The following is a 15,795-nucleotide window of genomic DNA, read 5'->3' on the forward strand; positions in this document are numbered from 1 at the left end:
TGGTCACTGATCTTGCGTCGGCAGCCACGTGCCGGGAATGACACGCGAATGCCCACGGAATTCGGCGATGACGGTGTCGCCGGCGGTGACGCGCACGTCATAGATGCCGGAGCGGCCGCCGCGGGTAACCTCGCGCGCTCTTGCGACGAGACGATCGCCAAGCCTGCCCGGCTTGATGAAAGTGATCTGCCCCTGCGCCGCGACCACGCGCTCATTGCGCGAGTTGCAGGCGAACGCGAATGCGGAATCGGCAAGCGTGAAGATGAAGCCGCCATGGGCGATGCGCTGACCGTTGACCATATCCGGCCGCACCGTCATCGCCAGCGTCGCAAAGCCCGGGCCGATCTCGACGATCTCCATGCCGAGACCTTTCGAGGCATCGTCCTCCGACCACATCGCATCGGCGCAGGCGCGGGCAATATCCTCGGGCGACAGGGCGGCTTTGACGTTCACGCGCTTCTCCCGGCCAGGTATTTGTTCATCGAGCGTTTGCACATGATGTTCTGCCGGTTGGCTCAACGTGTCAAATAACGCGACGCATTTGCATCGTCGGGGTCTGATGCGCCTGCTCAGACATGATCGTAGTCGACCACGACCCGCTCCGACGACGGCTTGGCCTGGCAGGTGAGGACGAAACCTGCCTTCAGCTCCCATGGCTCCAGCGAATAGTTGATGTCCATCGGCGCGTCGCCCTCGACCAGCTTGGCGCGGCAGGTCGAGCACATGCCGCCCTTGCAGGCAAACGGCAGATCGACGCCGGCGCGCAGCGCAGCATCGAGGATGGCCTCGTCCTCGGCGACCGGAATATCGCGGCGCTTGCCGTCGATGATCAGGGACGCGATGGCCTTGGGCGGCGCGTCGGCCGCGACCGCCTTCTTCGGTCGCGGCTTGCCGCCGAACTCGGACACGAAGCGCTCGACGTGGATGCGGTCATCCGCAATGTCGAGGTCGCGGCAGGTCGCCTCGATCTCCTCGCTCATGCCTGATGGACCGCAGATGAAGACGTGATCGACGCTTGCGGCCGGCACCAGCGAACGCAGCAGCACCCTCACCTTCTCGCCGTCGAGCCGGCCATGCAGGATCGGGATGTCCTGCTCCTCGCCGGAGATGACGTGGAAGATCGAGAGGCGATCGATGAACCGGTCCTTGAGTTCTTCGAGCGCCTCCAGGAACATGATGTTGTCAGTCGCACGGTTGCCGTAGAACAGGAAGAAGCGGCTCTTCGGCTCGCGCGCCAGTATCCCCTTCACGATCGACAGGATCGGCGTGATGCCCGAACCCGCGGCAAAGCCGACATGGACGCGCGCGGTGTCGCTTTGCGGGATCGCACCGAAGCGGCCGGTCGGTGTCATCACATCGAGTTCGTCGCCGCACTTCAATTCGTCCGCCGCCCAATTCGAAAACGCGCCGCCGTCGACCTTCTTCACGGCGATGCGGATCTCGCCGTCGTCGGGACCCGAGCAGATCGAATAGGAGCGGCGGACTTCTTCGCCGTCGAGCACGGTGCGGAGCGTGAGGTACTGGCCGGGCGCGAACGCATAGTCGCTGGCGAGTTCACCCGGAATGACGAAGGTCATCGACACGGCGTCCGACGCTTCGCGACGGAGGTCGTTGACGGCGAGGCGATGAAAACGTGGTGCGGCTGCGGACATGGTCAATGACACTTGAAGTAGTCGAACGGTTCGCGGCAGGACTTGCAGCGCCAGAGCGCTTTGCAGGAGGTCGAGCCGAATTCGGACAACAACTCGGTATTCTCAGAGCCGCATTGCGGGCATGCGACGGCCTGCTCGCCGAACAGCGCGCGGCGCGAGCTTGAGGCTTGCGGCGGCGCAATGCCGTAGGCGCGGAGCTTCTGGCGACCTTCCTCGCTCATCCAGTCGGTAGTCCAGGCCGGCGACAGCACGGTGCGCACTCTTGGGCGATGGAAGCCGGCGCGTTCCAGCGCAACCTCGATCTCGAGCGCGATCATGTTCATCGCCGGGCAGCCTGAATAGGTCGGGGTGATCGCGACCTCGACGTGATCACCCAGAAGCGCAACGTCGCGCAACACGCCAAGATCGGCAATGGTCAGCACCGGGATCTCCGGATCGACCACGCTTGCCGCCGCGTCCCATGCACGCCGGCGGAGCTCGGTGTCGCTGTCGAGCGCCATCACCATGTCAGCCCCGGGAAGGTTCGTTGCATCGATTGCAGCTCGCTGAGCAGGTGACCGAGATGCTCGCTGTGCCGGCCCGCGCGGCCGCCCTGTTGCATCCAGTTGTTTTGCGGCAGCGTGAGCGTCGCCTCGCCGGCGACATTGGAGAGCGTCTTCAGCCAGCGATCGCGCAACGTCGCCGGATCGATCGCGACGCCGGCCTCGATCAAGCCGCGCTCGCCGTCGTCGACGGCAAACATCTCGCCGGTGAACGCCCAGAGATGATCGATCGCTCCTTGCGCGCGCGCGTGGCTCTCCTCGGTGCCGTCGCCGAGCCGGATGATCCATTCCGAGGCATGGCGCAGATGATAGGCGCTCTCCTTTTCGGACTTGGCGGCAATGGCGGCGAGCGTCGCATCGCGCGAGGTCATCATTGCGCGCCAGTAGAGATCGGCGAAGGCGGAATAGAAGAACTGCCGGACCAGGGTCTGGGCGAAATCGCCGTTCGGCTGCTCGACCAGCAGCAGGTTGCGGTACTGGCGTACGTCGCGCAGGTAGGCGAACTTGTCCTCGTCATTGTCCTTGCCTTCAACCCTGGCCGCATAGGTGTAGAGCTCGCGGGCCTGGCCGATGAGATCGAGCGCGATGTTGGAGAGTGCCATGTCCTCTTCCAGCATCGGCGCGTGGCCGCACCATTCCGACAGCCGGTGGCCGAGGATCAGCGCGTCATCGGCGCGGCGCAGGGTGTAGAGCACCAGCGGCGTCTCGGAGACCTGTATGTTGGCGACGGGCATCTATTCAATCCATCTTGCCACTTGTTCCGACCTCATCCTGAGGAGCCTGCGCAGCAGGCGTCTCGAAGGATGGGCTGCGAGTTAGGGGCCTTCATGGTTCGAGACGCCGCTTCGCGGCTCCTCACCATGAGGAGCGAGACCGCTACATGTGCCCCACTTCTTCCGGCACCTCGTAAAACGTCGGATGCCGGTAGATCTTGGATTCCGCTGGCTCGAACATCATGCCCTTCTCCGCGGGGTCGCTTGCGGTGATCGCGGTCGAGGGCACGACCCAGATCGACAGGCCCTCGCCTCTGCGGGTGTAGATGTCGCGCGCGGCCTGCAGCGCCATGGTGGCATCGCTCGCATGCAGCGAGCCGACATGCTTGTGCGCGAGCCCGTTGCGGCTGCGAATGAAGACTTCCCACAGCGGCGTGTTCGGCGTCGTCATCGTCACCTCCCTACTCGGCAGCTTGCGCGGTCTGGCGATGCTGGCGCTTGGCCGCATAGCTGGCTGCCGCCTCGCGCACCCAGGCGCCTTCATCATGCGCCTTGCGGCGCGCGGCGATACGGTCGCGGTTGCAGGGGCCGTTGCCGGCGAGCACCTGCTTGAACTCGGTCCAGTCGATCTCGCTATAGCGCCAGTGCCCGTCGGCATCCTGCGTCATGCCGGGATCGGGAATGGTCAGGCCGAGATACTGCGCCTGCGGCACGGTGGCATCGACGAACTTCTGGCGCAGCTCGTCATTGGAGAAGCGCTTGATCTTCCACTTTGTCGAGGTGTCGCTGTGCTGGCTCGTAGCATCCGGCGGGCCGAACATCATCAGCACCGGCCACCACCAGCGGTTCAGCGCATCCTGCGCCATCGCCTTCTGCTCGTCCGAGCCGCGGCACAGCGTCAGCATGATCTCGTAGCCCTGGCGCTGGTGGAACGACTCCTCCTTGCAGACGCGGATCATCGCGCGCGCGTAAGGGCCATAGGAGCAGCGACACAGCGGGATCTGGTTCATGATCGCGGCGCCGTCGACCAGCCAGCCGATGGTGCCGATGTCGGCCCAGGTCAGCGTCGGATAGTTGAAGATCGAGGAGTACTTGGCCTTGCCGGCAAGCATCGCATCGACCAGCTCCTCGCGCGATGAGCCGAGCGTCTCGGCGGCGGCATAGAGATAGAGCCCGTGGCCGCATTCGTCCTGCACCTTTGCGAGCAGCGCGGCCTTGCGGCGCAGCGTCGGCGCGCGGGTGATCCAGTTGCCCTCGGGCAGCATGCCGACGATTTCGGAATGAGCGTGCTGGGAGATCTGGCGGGTGAGCGTCTTGCGGTAGGCCGCCGGCATCCAGTCGTTCGGCTCGATGCGCTCCTCGGCATCGATGCGCGCCTGGAATTGCGCAGCCTTGGCGGCATCCTCGAGGCCGCGATCGTCCGCCTCGGCCGTGTTCAGCGCCTGGGTATACATGCGCATCCTCCCGATTTATTAAGAGGCAATATATAACATAAATTAGATCATGCAAGATATTTCTGTAACATAAATCCTAGCTACCGAAACGTCGCTCCAGCAGCTTCCGCGCCAGCGGCAACGGCCCCTTCTCATTGGTTCCGTGGTCGTCAAGCCATTGCTCTGATGGGGCCAGGAGCGCGCGATAGATCTCGCCGCAGAGCTCGCGAGCCGCCCTGCCCGGCCAGTCCGCCGGCAGCAATTCGCCCGGCAGCAGCGGATCGCGCAGCACGACGCGGCGATAGTAGTGGATCAGGAGAATGCGCGCGGTGAAGGCGTCGGCGTCGGAGAGGTCAGCGCCGCGCGCAATCGCGGCGCGCAGCGGCTCGAACATCGTCATGAATTTCAGATAGGCATCTGCGGTACGGTTCAGCGGCCAGCTCGCGCTGAGCAGACGGCGGCCGCTGTCATCCTCGGCCGAAACCTCGAGACGGATCGCGCCGGTAGCCTCGTCAGGCACCGGCACGCCCGATGGCGCGACCCACACGCCCGGCAGTGGACTGCCAAAGCCGGCATTACGCAGCGCCTCACGCGAGGCGTCGCGGTCTTCGCCATTGCCGATCAGCAGAAGCTCGAAGCGGCCGGTCCAGTCGGATGGCGGCGGATCGTAGATGTGACGCGTCGCGGCCTCGAAGGTCTGACGACCCTTTGCGGCGAGGCGATAGAAGCTGTTACGTCCGACCTTTTCGCGCGTCAGCCAGCCGTCGGCGGCAAGCCGCGACATCGCCGTGCGAACGACGCCGCTGTCGATGTCGAGACCTTCAAAAAATTCGAGCAGCGTGCCAAGCCACACCGAGCCTCCGCGCGGCACGATGGCATCGCCGAACACAGTGATGATGATGGAGCCGGTACGCGACGGCTCACGCTTGAGCTGGTCGATGATGCGGGAAAGCGGATGCGCCATGCGTCAGGCATAGCGCGATTTGCGCTAATGCCAAAGCCGGGCTCGATCCTTCGAGACGGCGCTTCGCGCCGCCTCAGGATGAGGTCGAACAGCTATCGCGGAGATTCAGGTCTCAACCCTCACGGTGAGGAGCGCGGCAGCGCCGCGCGTCTCGAACCATGCAGGCCCGCTTAGCGATGCGGATCCGGATAGACCAGGCTCCGCCAGCCGCCGCGGTCGAAGGGCTGCCACTGGCCCTCCTTCTGCGCCAGACGATCGGCCACCGCGTAGACCGCCGCAGGGTGGTGACCCATGCCGCAATGGCTGCTCTCGACCTCGATGCTCTCGGTCTCAGCACCCGCCTTCTCCATGCAGCCCTGCCAGGCGCAGACGCCGTCGGTACGGCTGAAGATCGCGGTGGTCGGCACCGGCGGCGGGACGGCGAGCTCGCCGCCGAAGCGCGGATCGACCTCGTCGGCCTTGCGACCGCTCGCCCATTCATAGACGCGCCAAGCATTGGTCGAGTGCGGATCGCCCGCAAAGGGGCTGCCGAGCGTGATCACCTGGCGCACGCGCTCCGGCATCATCTTGGCGAGCTGGCGCGCGTAGAGACCGCCGAGGCTCCAGCCGACCAGGCTGATCTTGCGACCATGGGTGTCGCTGAGCTCCTGAACGAGGTCGACCATCGCATGCTGCACGCCCGGGCGCAGGCCATAGTTGCGGCCCTGGCGCCAGCCGCTGACGGCATACCCCTTACCCTTGAGGAACGACCGCAGCGGCCGCGTGGAAACGTCGGATGCGACGAGGCCGGGCAGCACCAGCACCGGATGGCCGTCGCCACGCGCCGCGAGGCTGAGAAGCGGCAGCGCGCCGAGGAAGGCGCCGAGCTCGTGGATCGCCCGCCCCTCCAGAAACATCAGGGTGCGGGACGGCGGACGCAGCGTCTGGGCAGTAGCGGTCATCAACGTTTCCTCTGAAGGCACCGGCCGCGATGCCGGTGGATGGGCATGAATTCCAAGACGCCGGCTTCTTGATCGTTCCGCAGCGCAACATGAATCAGCTAGGCGGCCGGTTCCCGACATTCAAGCCGGTGAACACGGGAGCGACAATAGGCCCGCGCGTTAATGCTAACGGCCGTGACGCAAAAGTCACAGCAATCGAAGCAGGAATTCTACGGAGTAGAGCGTGAGGCCCGCGAGCCCGCCGATCAGCGAGCCGTTGAAGCGGATGTATTGCAGGTCGCGGCCGATGTTGATTTCGATCAGCGAAATCAACTGCGTCATATTCCACGACTTGACCTGGTCGGAGATGAAGGTCGAGACGCCGCTCTTCTGGTCGGCGATGAAGCTGCGCAGCACCGTGACCAGGCCTTTGTTGATTTCGCCGCGCAGCTCCGCATCGCCCGCGAGCGCCTCGCCGGCCGCGACGAACATTCCCGCGAGATGATGCTGGAGCACCTGCGTCTCGCCCGAGGCACTACGCTCGATGAAGGCGCGCGTGTTGGCCCACACTGTGCGCGCAAGATCAGCAAGTTCGGGCCGCGCCAGCAGATCCCGTTTCAGACCGTCGATGCGGTCAATATAGGTCTGGTCGGTGCCGAGCCGGTCGACGAAGGTCAGCACCATGCGATCGAACTCGCCGCGGAACGGATGCTTGGGATCACCGCGAACCTCCTCGAAGAAGGCGCTCGCGGACGCCACGATCTTGTTCACCAGAAACTTGTCGGCGCGATAGAGCCGAAGCAACGTCGGCAGCTCCGCACGCACCTTCTCGCGGATCATCGCCATGGTCTCCTTCCCCGTCAGCGTGTCGTGCATGACGCGCAGGAGATCGTCGAACAGGACCTGGTGCCGCCCCTCCGCCACGAAGCCGCGCAGCGTGCCGGCCGCGAGCGGCGCGAGATCGATGGCCTGGAGCTGCGAGGACATGCGGCGGATGATGAAGGTCATCAGGCCCGAGCTTTCCGTTGCGGAGAAAGCCTCCGGCAACAGCCGCAGCGCAAAGCGCGCGAGATCGTCGCTGCGCTTGCGATCGCGCAGCCAGTCGGCAACGAAGGAGCCGAAGTCGATTTCCTTCAGCTTCGCCTCGACCGGACCCGCCTCGAGGAAATGCACCTGGATGAATTCGCCGAGCTTGTCGGCGATGCGGGCCTGATTGCTCTGGATGATCGCGGTGTGCGGAATCGGCAGGCCCAGAGGCCGCTTGAACAGCGCGACCACGGCGTACCAGTCGGCAAGGCCGCCGATGGTGGCGGCTTCCGCGAAGGCCGCGATGAAGCCGAATACGGGGTGCACGTTCAACAGCCATTTCGCGACCACGAACAGCCCGAGCGTCGCGGCCAGCACGAACGTCGCCAAGGCCTTGACGCGGCGCAACTCGGCCGCGCGTTCGGCGTCGCCGGGGGCGTCGAAGGAGAAGGTGGTTGGCACAGTCATGGGCATGCAACTTAGCTTGCCGACCCTTGCGTGTCCCGGACGCGATGCAGCGCGTAGCGTTGCGTCGCTGAGCCGGGACCCAGAAAAGCAAGCAACCAGATGGACCCCGGATCAGCAGTGCACCACGCCGCAAGGGCGGCGCGCTGCACTGCATCCGGGGAACGCAATCGGCAAAAAACAAAGGCCCGCCGAAGCGGGCCTTAAGAACTCAGTTTCTCAACTTAGGCGCACACATCAGGCGGTCTTGTTGTAGACCTTCGCGAAATTGTCCTGAGCGGACTTCGCGCCGTTGGCGGCGAGCTTGCCGAGATAGTCGGTGGTCGCCTTGGCGCGCGAGACGAACACTTCGCTGCGGGCACGGAGCAGGCCGGACTGGATCTCGACGGCTTCGCTGATCGACTTGGCCGAAGCGAGCTTGTCGATGCCGGAGAAGAACGCCTCGGCGTCCTCGTAGATCGCCTGCTGGATGTTGCGGCTGATCTTGCCGGCCTCGGAGACGGAATCGGTCACCGCGTTCTCGATGGCGGCGGTCACCCGCTCGGAGCCAGCGAAAACCTCGGCAGCACGGTCCTTGGCGGTGTTGGCAGTCTTCTTGACGAAATCGCGGGCAGCCTCGGGAACTTCCAGGTTCTGGATGTTCTTGAACGCGTCCTTGAAGCCCTCGAAAGCGGTATTGGTCTCGGTCGTCATGGGGTCTCTCTCCATCCTCAATTGTCTGAGCTATGGGCTCACCCCGTCCGGATTGGCCCGGGGCACGGCTTATATGGCATAGTTAATTGTGCGATGCAACAATCGTATTGCAGTGCGATATCACTAAATCGTGATCAGCCTTAACGAGAGGCAACATGATGCCTCCCCAGGCATCGCCGGGCAGCGCTGCCTTTGTGCCGGTTGCCGGACGGCGCTTTCGTGCTGGGAGATGCTTCTAGTGCTGGACGGCGCCTGGCAGCCCATAGGCCTCCATCTGGGCCTGGACCTGCGCGATGTTGTGCCCGAGCACGACGATGTCGTGGGTCTTGCCGCCGACATCCCGGACATGGTCGCGAAGCAGCGCCTCGGCCTTGAAGCCGAGGCTCTCGAACAGGGCGATCGCCGCCTGCTGGTCGACCGTCATCTGGACCGAGAGCTTTTCGAGGCCGGCACCAAGCGCGAGCGCAAAGGTCTCCTGCGACAGCGCCCGCCCGACCCCCTTCCCGCGGACGTCCTGCGACACCACCATCCGGATCTCGCCGACATGGGGCGACCAGGAGTGGGGATCGCGCACCAGCGTGCCGCAGCCGACGACCTTTCCGTCCTTCACCGCGAGCAGGCTCGTGATCGCGCCGCGCTCGATCTCCTTGACCCAGGCCGACAGCACCTTCGGCTCGCTGATATTGCGCGGCAGGAACAACAGGTCATGCGTCGGCAGTGCCTTGCCGAAGGCAAGCACTGCGGGCTCATCGGCCGGCGACATCAGGCGAATCTCGATATCGCCCGCATCCGTCCTGACGTTACGCGGATAGGAACGCGCTTCACTCATGTCGATCTCTTCCCCAGCCAGGTGTCCAGTTTCGGCCACAGCCGCTTGATCGCGTTGGCACCTGCGACGAGAGAGACGTGGCCGCCCTTCAGCATCACCTCTTCCTTGTCCTCGGACCCGATCTTCGTGATCAGATGCCTTGCGGCGTCATAAGGCACGATGTGATCATGCTCGGCGACCGCATGCAGGATCGGCACCTTGATGTTCTCCAGCTTTGCCGCGCGTCCCCCCACCGACATGGTGCCGTTGAAGAGCTTGTTGTCCCACATCAGGTCCTTGGTGATGGCGCGGAAATATTCGCCGGCGAGCGGTAGCGTGTCGGTCGCCCAGCGGTCGAACATCCGGTAGGATTTCACGAACTCGTCGTTCCAGATGTTCTCCCAGAGCTGGATCTGGCTCACGGTGCGCGAGGCCGGGCGCAGCATCTCGAAGGAGGAGAGAATCATCTCGGGTGGGACGTTGCCGACGCTGTCGACGAGACGATCGACGTCGAAATAGCGGCGGTCCGAGAAATTCGAGAACAGCTTCATCTCGCGAAAGTCGATCGGCGTGGTGAAGCAGATCAGATTCTTCATCGGCCCGTCCTGAAAGATCGAGCCGTAGAGCAGCGACAGCACCCCGCCGAAACAATAGCCGATGACCGAGACGTCCTGCTCGCCGGAATCCTCTTGCACGCGGCGGATGCAATCCGGGATGAAGTCGAGGACATAGTCCTCCATCGCCAGGCTCTTTTCCTCGGGCCGCGGCGCGGTCCAGTCGAGCATGTAGACGTCGTAGCCACGCTTCAGGAGAAACTCGATGAAACTTTGGCCCGGCACGAGATCGAGGATGTAGCCGCGGTTGGTGGTTGCCATCACGATCAGCACCGGCACGCGGTAGATCTCGTCCGACATCGGGCGGTAGTGATAGAGGCTCATCGTGCCGCGCGAATGCAGCACGTCCTTCGGCGTCGACCCGAGCGTGGGTCCGGAAGTCGAGAAATATTCGACGCCCTTGATGCTGCGCATGACGGCACGCTGCACCTCGGACTGGATGCGCTCCGGGATCTCTGCGAAATCAAGTCCCGTCGGCGCGTTCATTTTTGCTCTCCGCCTTCAGGCGGCGGGCGCTTGGTGCGGGGCGGCCGCGGCGCCGCCCCTGCCTGCGACACGCCTGATCCGGCCGACATCTGGGTCAGCATCGATCTGATCTCGCCGAGCTGGCCTTCGATGGATTGCAGCCGTTCGGCAATGCCGGTCATCTGCTCGCGGCTCGGCAGATTCATCGAGAGAAGGTATTTCTCCATGACGTCGCCGAATTGCTTCTGAGCACCCGCAGCAACGCCGCCGGCCCGGTTCATGGCCTGCGAGAATTCTGGCGTCTCCATCGCTTTGGTGGCGAACGAGTTGAAGCCTTTCTCCATCTCGCCAATCATCTGCTGCCACAAGGCGACCGGATCGGTGATCTTGTCGGTCATCGGCGTCCTCCAGGTCGAGGGCTGTGTTGCCCTTCTTTTCCCGCCATACCACACCGTTGTGACGGGCGGGTCAACCCACGAGCGGCGGCCCGATGTCGCGCACGCGGCTTCTTTGCGGCGGCAAACCGTGCGATACAACGCTGACTGCCAGCAAGGGGAACACGCCCGTGAATGCTTCCGCTCATCAGCCGCCGCAGATCGTCCGCGCCAACGGCATCGACATCTGCTACGAGATTTTCGGCAACGACAACGCCGAGCCTCTGCTGCTGATCATGGGGCTCGGTGCCCAGATGATCCACTGGGACGACGCCTTCTGCGAGCAGCTCGCCGCGCGTGGCTTTCGCGTGATCCGCTTCGACAATCGCGACATCGGCAAGTCCAGCCATCTGACCGGCGGCAAGCGGCTGACGCCATTCGAGCTGTTGAAGCTGCGCTTCCTGAAGATTCCGGTGGCCGCCACCTACAGGCTGATCGACATGGCCAGGGACACGGTCGGCCTGATGGACGCGCTCGGGATCAAGTCGGCGCATCTCGTCGGCGCCTCGATGGGCGGCATGATCGCACAGGAGATCACGCTGTCGTTTCCGCAGCGCGTGCGCTCGCTCACCTCGATCATGTCGACGACCGGCAATCCGCGCGTACCGCCGCCGACCCGCGAGGCGGCCGCCATGCTGATGGCGCCGCCACCGCGCAGCAAGGAGGAATTCATCGTGCGCTACGGCCAGACCTGGAAGGTGCTGCGCGCCGGCCATTTTCCGGAGGAAGAAGCGCTCGATCCCAGCCGCGCCGAACGCGTATTCGCACGCGGGCTGAATCCGGCCGGCGTCGGGCGGCAGTTGCGCGCCGTGCTCGCCTCCGGCAGCCGCAAGGAACGCTTGCACAACGTCAAGACGCCGACGCTGGTCATCCACGGCACCGTCGATCCGCTGGTGCGCCCCGAAGGCGGCAAGGACACCGCGGCATCGATCCCCAACGCGACACTTCTGATGGTCGATGGCATGGGCCACGCACTGCCGATGCGCTTCTGGCCGCAGATCATCGACGCCGTCGACAAGCACGCGCATGGAGCGGCGGCGAAGGCGGCCTAACCCTTCCTCGCGATCCAGATCACATGGCGCGCGCCACCACCTTTTCCGGTGGCGCGGACGTTGACTTCGTTGACATCGAAACCTGCCGCACGAAGATGCCGTGAAAATTTCGCATGCGGCCCGGACGACCAGACCGCGAGCACGCCGCCCCGCCGCAGCGCCGTGTGGGCCATTTTCAACCCGGCGACATCGTACAAGGCGTCATTGGCCTTGCGGGTGAGGCCTTCCGGGCCATTGTCGACGTCCAGCAGGATCGCATCGAACCCGAGCGGATGCCGTTCGATCAACTGCCCAACATCCGTTTCACGGATATCAACGCGAGCGTCGTTGAGACTGTCGCCAAAAATCTCGGCCATCGGACCTCGCGCCCATGCCACCACGGCAGGGACCAGCTCGGCCACCACGATTTGCGCCTTGCTTCCGAGCACGGCGAGCGCCGCACGTAGCGTAAAGCCCATACCCAATCCGCCGATGAGGACGACGGGTTTGGCGACCTTCTCGATCTGTTTGGCCGCAAGCGTCGCGAGTGCGGCCTCCGAGCCCGACAGGCGGCTGTTCATCAGCTCGTTGGTGCCGAGCATGATGGAGAACTCCTTGCCGCGGCGCATCAGGCGAAGCTCGCCATCGGAGCCGGGTATCCCGGCGGTATCGATTTTTTCCCAGGGAATCATGCCCAAGGTTTAGCATGATCCGGCCGGCGGTTACCCACCCGCCCAGACGTCGAGCACGTAGCGGTTCTTGGTGCCCAGCTCCTCGATCCAGCGCGCGCCGGCGGCAGCGTCGCCGCCGCTCTTCTCGCGGTAGATCGCCACCAGCGCCGCCTTCACGTCGGGCTCCATCTTGCCGCCATCGCCGCAGACATAGATGATCGCGCCCTGCTCGATCAGGCTCCACGCCTTGTCCTTCTGCGCGGCGAGGACGTGCTGCACATAGGTCTTCGGTCCATCGGCGCGCGAGAAGGCGGTGAGGAGCTCGGTGATGCCGCTCGCGGCCAATGCTTTCAATTCATCGGCATAGAGAAAATCCTGATCGGGGTGGCGGCAGCCGAAGAACAGCATCGCGGGTCCCAGAGCCGCCCCCTTGGTTTTCCGCGCGGCGCGCTCCTGGAGGAAGCCGCGGAACGGCGCTAGCCCCGTGCCTGGGCCGATCATGATGATCGGCACCGATGAATCATCCGGCAGGCGGAAGCCGGCCTTGGTCTCACGCACCGTGGCGTAGATCGTGTCGCCAGTTCGGCGATCGCTGAGATAGTTCGAGCAGATGCCCTTGTAGATGCCGCGGCCCGATGCGGCCGGCCCACCGACCACACCGACGGTGACGCTGCATCGTGCCGGATCGACCGACGGCGAGGACGAGATCGAGTAGTAGCGCGGCGCCAGCAGCGAGAGCATTTCGAGATAGGCATGGAACGGCAGCTCGCAGGCCGGATATTCGATCAGGAGATCGAATACCGATTTGCGCTTGGCCAGGATCTCGCTGCGGTAGCGCTCGCCGGCCTCCGCGTCGTCACCGACGAAGGCGAGCACCTTCGGTTTGGTCACCGGGCAGCGCGTGTGCTCCGACATGATCTGGATCTGCTTGCGCGTCGCGACCTGCTGGAGCTCGACGAAATCGGTGAGGAGCTGACCAACCGACACGCTCGCGCCGACCGGCAATTGCGCGCGGCGGCCTTCGGCCACCGCGAGCTTGATCTGGTCGGCGGGCAGGAAGCCGAAGCGGCGCGCAACTGCTTCAACCAGCGCAGGATCGTTGCGCGGCACCACGCTGAGATGGTCGCCGACGCGGTAGCTCGCGCCCTGCGGCAACTGCACCTCGATATGGCGCGTCGAGCGCTCGGACGGGTTGGGACCGCTCTTGCTCTGGAGCTCGTCGTTGACCAGCACCCTCATCGCCGCCGTGCCGCCGAGCGCAGCGATCGCGTTGACCGCACCGGGTGCGACCGGCTCGACCTTGTAGAGCGGCTCGTCGTCGGCGTTGCGGCTGAAATCCGCCGTCAGCCCCCACTCCTTCACGGCGGCCGGTGCGGCGGCGGCGAACCATTTCTCGAACTGGCCGTCGAGATCGCTCCGCGCATCGCCCTCCCCGCGCGCATAGAGGCTGCGCGCGCCATGGGCCGAAAGCTGCTCGTCGATGAAGCGCGGCACGGATTGATAGGTGGCGGCCCAATCGCTGTTGCCGCAACCGAACACGGCGTAGCGCACCTTTGAAAGCGCGTCCTTCGGCATGTCGCCATGGAGCCATTTGACGAACTGCGTGGCATTGTCCGGCGGCGCGCCGTTGTAGGAGGCGCAGAAGATCAACACGCCGCCCTCCCCCGGCAGCTTGTCGGCGTACTCGTCCAGCGGCGCAAGCTTGCTGGCAAAGCCATTGACCTGTGCAAGATCGGCAACCCGCGTCGCCAGCTCTTCAGCCGTGCCGAGATTGGAGCCGTAAAGCACCAGCAGCGGCGTGTTGTGACCGGGGCGCGTGGTGGCGCGTGGTGCAGCTGCGCCGGGACTCGTGGTCGCTGCCGCAGGGCCGGAATGGGCGCCGCGCTCGCGATCGGTGCGGGGGCGGACCTTGATCTTGAATCCTTCCGGTTTGATGGTCAGCGTTTCCTTCAGGTGCATCTGGTAGCGCTGGTGATCGTTCAGCCTGAAGCGCTGGAGGATCATGCCGAGCGCAAGCGCGGCCTCGTGCATGGCAAAGCCGCGGCCGATGCAGGCGCGCTGGCCATTGCCGAACGGCTTCCAGGCATTGACGGGGCGCTTGGCCTCCGCCTCGCGGCTGAAGTTCTCGGGATCGAAGGCATCTGGGTTCGGTCCCCAGATGCTGGGGTCGCGATGCAGCGCCGTCACCAGGATCGTTGTGAAGGTACCCTTCTTCAGCTTGTACTTGCCGCCACCGATGGTCTCGTCCTTCAGCGGCGAGATGCCGTAGGCCGGCGCCGGCGGCCACAGCCGTAGCGCCTCTTTCAAAACCTGCGTGATGTAGGTCAGCTGCGTTACCTGCTGATAGGTCGGCTTGGCATTGACGTCAGGACCGAAGACGCGGTCGACCTCGTCATAGGCCTTCTTGAGAATGTCCGGGTGCTTGAGCAGCGCATAGATCGTGTAGGACAACAGGCCGCTGGTGGTCTCGTGTCCCGCAATCAGGAACGTGTTGATCTGGTAGCGGATGTTGACGTCGTCGAGCTGCTCGCCGGTCGTGCGATCGACGCCGGTCATCATAGCCGCGAGCATGTCCTTCTTGTCGTCCGAACCTTCCGCGCTCTTGCGCCGCTCGGCGATGATCTCGTCGACCATCTTGTTCATGAAGGCGACGTCTTCGGCGAGAGTCTTCCGCCGCTTCTGCATCCAGAGCTGCTCGAACGGCAGGCCGCGGGTCATCATGATGGTTTCGAGCGAGCGCACCAGCGACTCGACGAAGGGATGGTAGTCGCGCCGGTAGAAGGAATTGAAGCGGTAGTCGAAGCCGCAGAGACCGATCGTATCAAGCGTCAGCGCGGTCATGTCGTGGACGACGTCGATCTCGTCGTCGGCGTTGAGCCGCTCCCATTTCTTGACGAGCTGCTCGGCGATATCGACCATGCTCGGATGATAGGACTGCATGGCCCGGTTGCCGAAGGGCTGGAGCAGGATGTTGTGGGCCTTGCTCCAGTTCGGTTCGCTGGTATCGGCCGTGAAGAGGCCATCGCCACCGACGGCGCGCACGCGCCGCAGCGCGCCGCGCACCACCTTGTCGAAGCGCTTCTCGTCGGAGAGCTCGTCGACGAGATCATGGCCGGAGACGATGACGATCGGCGACCCCATCATGTCGAGCCAGAAGATCGGGCCGAGCTCCTTGGCGAGACGCGTCAGGTGCTGCACGGGCGCGGCCGAATCCAGCGACAGCATATTGCCGACCACCGGCTTGGTCGGCGGATGCGGGATCGGGTCCAGACGGTTCTTGGATGACATGTAGTTACGCTTCCCCCAATTGCATTATTCCGGGGCGATGCGACGGGACCGCAAGCGCGGCCCGGAGCATCGAACC

Annotated in this window: 16 protein-coding genes; 1 reads left to right on the forward strand and 15 read right to left on the reverse strand. The window is 64.5% G+C overall.

Annotated elements, in window-relative coordinates:
- Positions 1-3: 3 nt before the first annotated feature.
- From paaI to NLM33_RS12970, 13 genes are all read right to left on the reverse strand, one after another.
- Complete coding sequence (paaI, locus tag NLM33_RS12910) at positions 4-453, reverse strand: hydroxyphenylacetyl-CoA thioesterase PaaI (protein WP_254096421.1); 450 nt, start codon at positions 451-453, stop codon at positions 4-6.
- Between the two features lie 116 nt (positions 454-569).
- Positions 570-1,652: a 1,2-phenylacetyl-CoA epoxidase subunit PaaE gene (paaE, locus tag NLM33_RS12915; protein ID WP_254096422.1), complete on the reverse strand. Its 1,083-nt coding sequence runs from the start codon at positions 1,650-1,652 to the stop codon at positions 570-572.
- Positions 1,653-1,654: 2 nt separating this feature from the next.
- Positions 1,655-2,158, reverse strand: coding sequence for a 1,2-phenylacetyl-CoA epoxidase subunit PaaD (gene paaD / locus NLM33_RS12920; RefSeq protein ID WP_254096423.1), 504 nt, complete (start codon positions 2,156-2,158; stop codon positions 1,655-1,657).
- On the reverse strand, positions 2,152-2,928 hold the full coding sequence (paaC, locus tag NLM33_RS12925; RefSeq protein ID WP_254096424.1) for a 1,2-phenylacetyl-CoA epoxidase subunit PaaC: 777 nt from the start codon (positions 2,926-2,928) through the stop codon (positions 2,152-2,154). Before paaC ends, paaD begins: the two co-directional genes overlap by 7 nt.
- Positions 2,929-3,070: 142 nt before the next feature.
- Complete coding sequence (paaB, locus tag NLM33_RS12930) at positions 3,071-3,358, reverse strand: 1,2-phenylacetyl-CoA epoxidase subunit PaaB (protein WP_092186062.1); 288 nt, start codon at positions 3,356-3,358, stop codon at positions 3,071-3,073.
- 10 nt (positions 3,359-3,368) lie between these two features.
- Positions 3,369-4,361 (reverse strand): 1,2-phenylacetyl-CoA epoxidase subunit PaaA, encoded by a 993-nt coding sequence (gene paaA / locus NLM33_RS12935; RefSeq protein WP_254096425.1) that lies wholly within the window; start codon positions 4,359-4,361, stop codon positions 3,369-3,371.
- A 76-nt stretch (positions 4,362-4,437) separates the two neighbouring features.
- Complete coding sequence (gene paaX, locus NLM33_RS12940; protein ID WP_254096426.1) at positions 4,438-5,304, reverse strand: phenylacetic acid degradation operon negative regulatory protein PaaX; 867 nt, start codon at positions 5,302-5,304, stop codon at positions 4,438-4,440.
- Between the two features lie 170 nt (positions 5,305-5,474).
- Positions 5,475-6,245, reverse strand: a complete 771-nt coding sequence (locus NLM33_RS12945) for a triacylglycerol lipase (protein WP_254096427.1) — start codon at positions 6,243-6,245, stop codon at positions 5,475-5,477.
- A 186-nt stretch (positions 6,246-6,431) separates the two neighbouring features.
- Positions 6,432-7,718 (reverse strand): DUF445 domain-containing protein, encoded by a 1,287-nt coding sequence (locus NLM33_RS12950; RefSeq protein WP_254096428.1) that lies wholly within the window; start codon positions 7,716-7,718, stop codon positions 6,432-6,434.
- 234 nt (positions 7,719-7,952) lie between these two features.
- The gene (locus NLM33_RS12955; RefSeq protein ID WP_254096429.1) at positions 7,953-8,408 is read right to left on the reverse strand and encodes a phasin; all 456 of its coding nucleotides are present in this window, start codon (positions 8,406-8,408) and stop codon (positions 7,953-7,955) included.
- Positions 8,409-8,643: 235 nt separating this feature from the next.
- Complete coding sequence (locus NLM33_RS12960) at positions 8,644-9,237, reverse strand: GNAT family N-acetyltransferase (protein WP_254096430.1); 594 nt, start codon at positions 9,235-9,237, stop codon at positions 8,644-8,646.
- The gene (locus tag NLM33_RS12965; RefSeq protein ID WP_254096431.1) at positions 9,234-10,316 is read right to left on the reverse strand and encodes an alpha/beta hydrolase; all 1,083 of its coding nucleotides are present in this window, start codon (positions 10,314-10,316) and stop codon (positions 9,234-9,236) included. The genes NLM33_RS12960 and NLM33_RS12965 overlap by 4 nt, the downstream gene beginning before the upstream one ends.
- Positions 10,313-10,693: a hypothetical protein gene (locus tag NLM33_RS12970; RefSeq protein WP_254096432.1), complete on the reverse strand. Its 381-nt coding sequence runs from the start codon at positions 10,691-10,693 to the stop codon at positions 10,313-10,315. The genes NLM33_RS12965 and NLM33_RS12970 overlap by 4 nt, the downstream gene beginning before the upstream one ends.
- Before the next feature lie 167 nt (positions 10,694-10,860).
- Between NLM33_RS12970 and NLM33_RS12975 the strand changes: the two genes are divergently transcribed.
- Positions 10,861-11,781, forward strand: coding sequence for an alpha/beta fold hydrolase (locus tag NLM33_RS12975; protein ID WP_254096433.1), 921 nt, complete (start codon positions 10,861-10,863; stop codon positions 11,779-11,781).
- Here NLM33_RS12975 and NLM33_RS12980 read toward each other — a convergent pair.
- Both NLM33_RS12980 and NLM33_RS12985 read right to left on the reverse strand, forming a co-directional pair.
- Positions 11,778-12,452 carry a spermidine synthase gene (locus NLM33_RS12980; protein ID WP_254105780.1) on the reverse strand — a complete coding sequence of 225 codons (675 nt, stop codon included), beginning with the start codon at positions 12,450-12,452 and terminating at the stop codon, positions 11,778-11,780. The two genes, NLM33_RS12975 and NLM33_RS12980, sit on opposite strands and share 4 nt — an antisense overlap.
- 30 nt (positions 12,453-12,482) lie before the next feature.
- On the reverse strand, positions 12,483-15,719 hold the full coding sequence (locus tag NLM33_RS12985) for a bifunctional cytochrome P450/NADPH--P450 reductase (protein ID WP_254096434.1): 3,237 nt from the start codon (positions 15,717-15,719) through the stop codon (positions 12,483-12,485).
- Between the last annotated feature and the right edge of the window lie 76 nt (positions 15,720-15,795).

Source organism: Bradyrhizobium sp. CCGUVB1N3 (assembly GCF_024199925.1).
Taxonomy (GTDB): Bacteria; Pseudomonadota; Alphaproteobacteria; order Rhizobiales; family Xanthobacteraceae; genus Bradyrhizobium.